The 3,923-nt window shown below is 70.5% G+C and carries 3 protein-coding genes; all 3 read left to right on the forward strand.

The features are described 5' to 3' along the window. The first annotated feature begins 126 nt into the window (after positions 1–126). From ACXYX3_RS14585 to ACXYX3_RS14595, 3 genes are read left to right on the forward strand one after another with little or no spacing between them, the layout of a single operon-like run. Positions 127–366 (forward strand): MbtH family protein, encoded by a 240-nt coding sequence (locus ACXYX3_RS14585; RefSeq protein WP_241207545.1) that lies wholly within the window; start codon positions 127–129, stop codon positions 364–366. Beyond that, entirely contained in the window at positions 363–2,063 is a 1,701-nt protein-coding gene (locus tag ACXYX3_RS14590) for an ABC transporter transmembrane domain-containing protein (protein ID WP_458608013.1), read from the forward strand. The genes ACXYX3_RS14585 and ACXYX3_RS14590 overlap by 4 nt, the downstream gene beginning before the upstream one ends. Continuing rightward, positions 2,060–3,832, forward strand: a complete 1,773-nt coding sequence (locus ACXYX3_RS14595) for an ABC transporter ATP-binding protein (RefSeq protein ID WP_458608014.1) — start codon at positions 2,060–2,062, stop codon at positions 3,830–3,832. Before ACXYX3_RS14590 ends, ACXYX3_RS14595 begins: the two co-directional genes overlap by 4 nt. Positions 3,833–3,923: the final 91 nt, after the last annotated feature.

Below are 3,923 nucleotides of genomic sequence, written 5' to 3' on the forward strand. Positions count from 1 at the left end.
TCCCGGCCGACCCACTGTAGGTGCCTATGGTTAGCCTAACCTTTGATAGCATCCCGACGGTGCGTTCCCCGCACCCTGCCGCGCGGGACCGACGCCCACGGGATCTTCGCAGAGAGAGAGAACACGTTGTCCAGCAATCCTTTCGACGATCCGAACGGCCGCTTCGTGGTCCTGATCAACGACGAAGAGCAGTATTCGCTGTGGCCGACGTTCGCTGAGGTGCCCGCCGGATGGCGCACCGTGTTCGGCGGGCCCGACGGCACCGATCGGGACAGCGCGCTGCGCTACGTCGAGGAGAACTGGACCGACATGCGGCCGAAATCGCTGCGGGAGCAGATGGACCGCGCCGGGTCCGCGCAGGCGTGAGCACGCCGTCGACGGACGGCTGGTCGGGATCGGTGGTCCTGCGCCGCGCCGTCACGCGGCAGCGCGCGCGGCTGGCCGCGGGGTCCGTACTCATCGCCGCCCACCAGCTCTGCGAAGTCGCCGTCCCGATCCTGATCGGCGTCATCGTCGACCGCGCCGTGGCCACCGGCTCGGTCGCCGCCATCGTCACCTGGATCGCGGCACTGGCCGCACTGTTCGTGGTCCTGACGATCGTCTATCGCTTCGGTGCCCGCATGTTGATGGCGGCGATCGCCCAGGAGGGCCACCTGCTGCGCGTCGAGCTGTGCCGGCGAATCCTGGATCCGCGCGGCATGGTCACGACATACCAAGCGGGAGAACTGCTGTCGATCTCGTCCACCGACGCCGAGGAAACCGCCTATCTGCTCGACTACGTCCCCCGGATGGTCGGCGCGGCGGTCGCCACCGTCGCCTGCGGCGCCGTCTTGCTCCACATCGACGCACCGCTGGGTGTCATGGTCCTCGTCGGTGTGCCGGTGGTGATGATCGGTCTGCAGCTCACGGCGCCGATCATCGCCCGTCGCGTCGAGGAGCAGCAGTCACAGATCGGCCGCGCGACCGCGCTGGCCACCGACCTCATCAGTGGCCAGCGCCCCCTGCAGGGCATCGGTGCGCAGCGCCATGCCGCGGACCGATACCGGGTCGCGAGCCGGCGCTCCCTGGCCGCGACGCTGCACGCGTCCCGGATGGAGAGCGCGCACGCGGGGGCGGCCGCCGCCGCGGGGGCGCTCAGCGCGATGGCGGTCGCGGTGGCAGCCGCGTACTTCGCTCTCGCCGGTGATCTCACCCTCGGCCAACTGATCACCGTGATCGGGCTCGCTCAGTTCCTCGCCGAGCCCTTCTCGGTCCTCGCGACCCTACCGAGCTCGGTGGCCGAGGCACGGGCCTCGGCCAACCGGGTCGCCGACGTACTGTCCGCCCCCGCGCGTCGCCCTGCCGGGCCAACGTCGCAGGCTCTGGACGCACTCGACGGCCCCGCGCTGGACGTCCTCGACGAGTCCGGACACCTGACCTTCTGCGCGCAACCCGGCGAGATGGTGGCGGTGCTGGCCGCCGACCCCCGCGACGCGGTGACGCTGATCGACGCGATGGCCGAGCGCGACCGCGCCGTCGGCCTGACCGTACGCATCGGAGGCCGCACCCTGCAGGACATCCCGTACGGGCAACGCCGTCGGATCCTGATCGTCGAAGCGCACCGCGGCGATCTGTTCAGCGGCACACTGGAATCCAATCTCACGATGTCGGGCGCCGACGCGGATGCGATCGCCGCGGCACTGATCGCCTCGTGTGCCCTCGACGTGGTCGAACAGCATGCCGACGGGCTCGGCCACCGCGTGATCGAGCGGGGCGCCAGCCTGTCGGGTGGGCAGCGCCAGCGGTTGACGCTGGCCCGGGCGCTGGCCGCCGACCCCGACGTGCTGGTGCTCCACGATCCGACCACCGCCGTCGACGCCGTCACCGAACAGGCGATCGCGGAAGGCATTCGCACCCTGCGGGTCGCGCGCAATCGCACCACGATCGTGTTCACCACCAGCCCGGCCCTGCTCGCCGCGGCTGACCGGGTGATCGTCGTCGACGGCGGCCGGGTCCGGGGGGAAGGCACGCACGACATCCTCGTCGACTCCGACGACGGATACCGGGAGCTGGTGCAGCGATGACCATCAGCACGTCAACGACACCCCCGGTGCTGCCCGTCGCCTCGATGCGTCGAACGTGGGGATGGCTGCGCGCCGAAGCGCGGAACCGCAAGAGCGCAAGTGCCACCGCGCTCGTGGTCGGGCTGGCCGCTGCGGCGGCGTCGACCGTGCCGATCTACTTGCTGGGCTCACTGATCGACCGCATCGACGACGGACGCTCCGCCGGGCTGGTCGGGCTGGCCGTGGTGATCGGGGTGAGTGCAGTGATCGGCGGGCTCGGCACGGGCCTGTCGACGTACCTGATCGCGCGTCTCGGCGAGTCGGCCGTCGCGGACCTGCGCGAGGACGTTCTCCGCCATGCCCTGGGTCTGCCGGCGACGACGATCGAGGAGAGCGGCCGCGGCGATCTGCTCTCGCGGGTCGGTGCCGACGTCGCGGCCGTCGCCAAGGCCGTGTCCCAGGTCCTGCCCGACATGCTCAACGCGTTCTTCCTCGGCATCGTCACCGTGGTCGGGATGGCGGGCATCGACTGGCGGCTGGGTCTGGCCGGCGCACTGTGCGTTCCGGCCTATGTCGCCGGATTGCTGTGGTACCTGCCCCGGTCCGCGCCGCTGTATGCGCAACAACGCATCGCGCTCGCCGAACGCGCCCAGGCCACCGTCGAATCCATCCAAGGCGCCCGCACCATCGACGCCTACGAGGTTCACGCCGAGCACCTGCGCGGCATCGAGAACGCCTCAGCGCGGGCCCGCGACTGCGAGGTCACGGTCTTCGGTCTGTTCACCCGATTCGTCGGGCGGGTCAACCGTGCCGAATTCATCGGCTTGGCAGCCACTTTGGTGGTCGGCTTTCTCCTGGTCCGCAGCGGCGCCGTCACGGTGGGACAGACCACCGCCGCGGCGCTGTTGTTCCACCGCCTGTTCAACCCGATCGGGCTGATGATGTACAACTTCGACGAGATCCAGGCGGGTGCCGCATGCCTTGCCCGTCTCGTCGGCGTGCTCGACCTGCGGCCGATGGCCACCGATGCGCCGCCGCCACCGACGGCCGAGCCCCCCTCGGCCGACGTGGAGGTGCGCCACGTGTCGTTCCGGTACCCCTCCGGTCCGATCGTCCTGCAGGACGTATCGCTCTCGATCCCGGCCGGGACCCGGTGCGCGCTGGTGGGCACCACCGGCGCAGGTAAGAGCACCCTGGCCGCGGTGATCGCGGGGTCGTTCGTGCCGAATGAAGGGCAGACCCTGATCGGCGGCGTGTGCGTCGCCGAGATCGCCGAGGACCGACTCCGCCACTGGGTGGCCACGGTCACCCAGGAGGTGCACGTGTTCTCGGGAACCATCGGAGACGACCTGCGCCTGGCCGACCCGCAGACACCCCGTGAACAGTTGCTCGACGCCCTCGACCGGGTGGGCGCCCGGGACTGGGTTGAGAGCCTGGACGACGGTTTGGACACCCTCGTCGGCGAGCACGGCATCGATCTGACCGCGGCGCAGGCGCAGCATCTGGCGCTGGCGCGGCTCGTCCTCGCCGACCCGCGCGTCGTCGTTCTCGACGAGGCCACCGCCGAAGCAGGCAGTGCCGCCGCCGGCGAGCTGGACGCGGCGGCATTGGCCGCCACCGAAGGCCGCACCACTCTCGTTGTCGCTCATCGTCTTTCCCAAGCCGCCACCGCCGACCAGATCTTGGTGATGGACGGTGGGCGCATCGTCGAACGCGGCACCCATGACGCATTGCTGGAGCACGACGGTCGCTACGCCCGGCTCTGGCGCGCCTGGCGCGCGCACAGCTAGACCGCCCACCCGCCCCGCGGCCATTTCCCGCCCACCCCCCGACCGAGAAGAGGTTTGCCTCGTGACCGCCGAGTCGCTGGACGTCGTCGAT

Source organism: Mycobacterium sp. Panama NTM2, assembly GCF_054355555.1.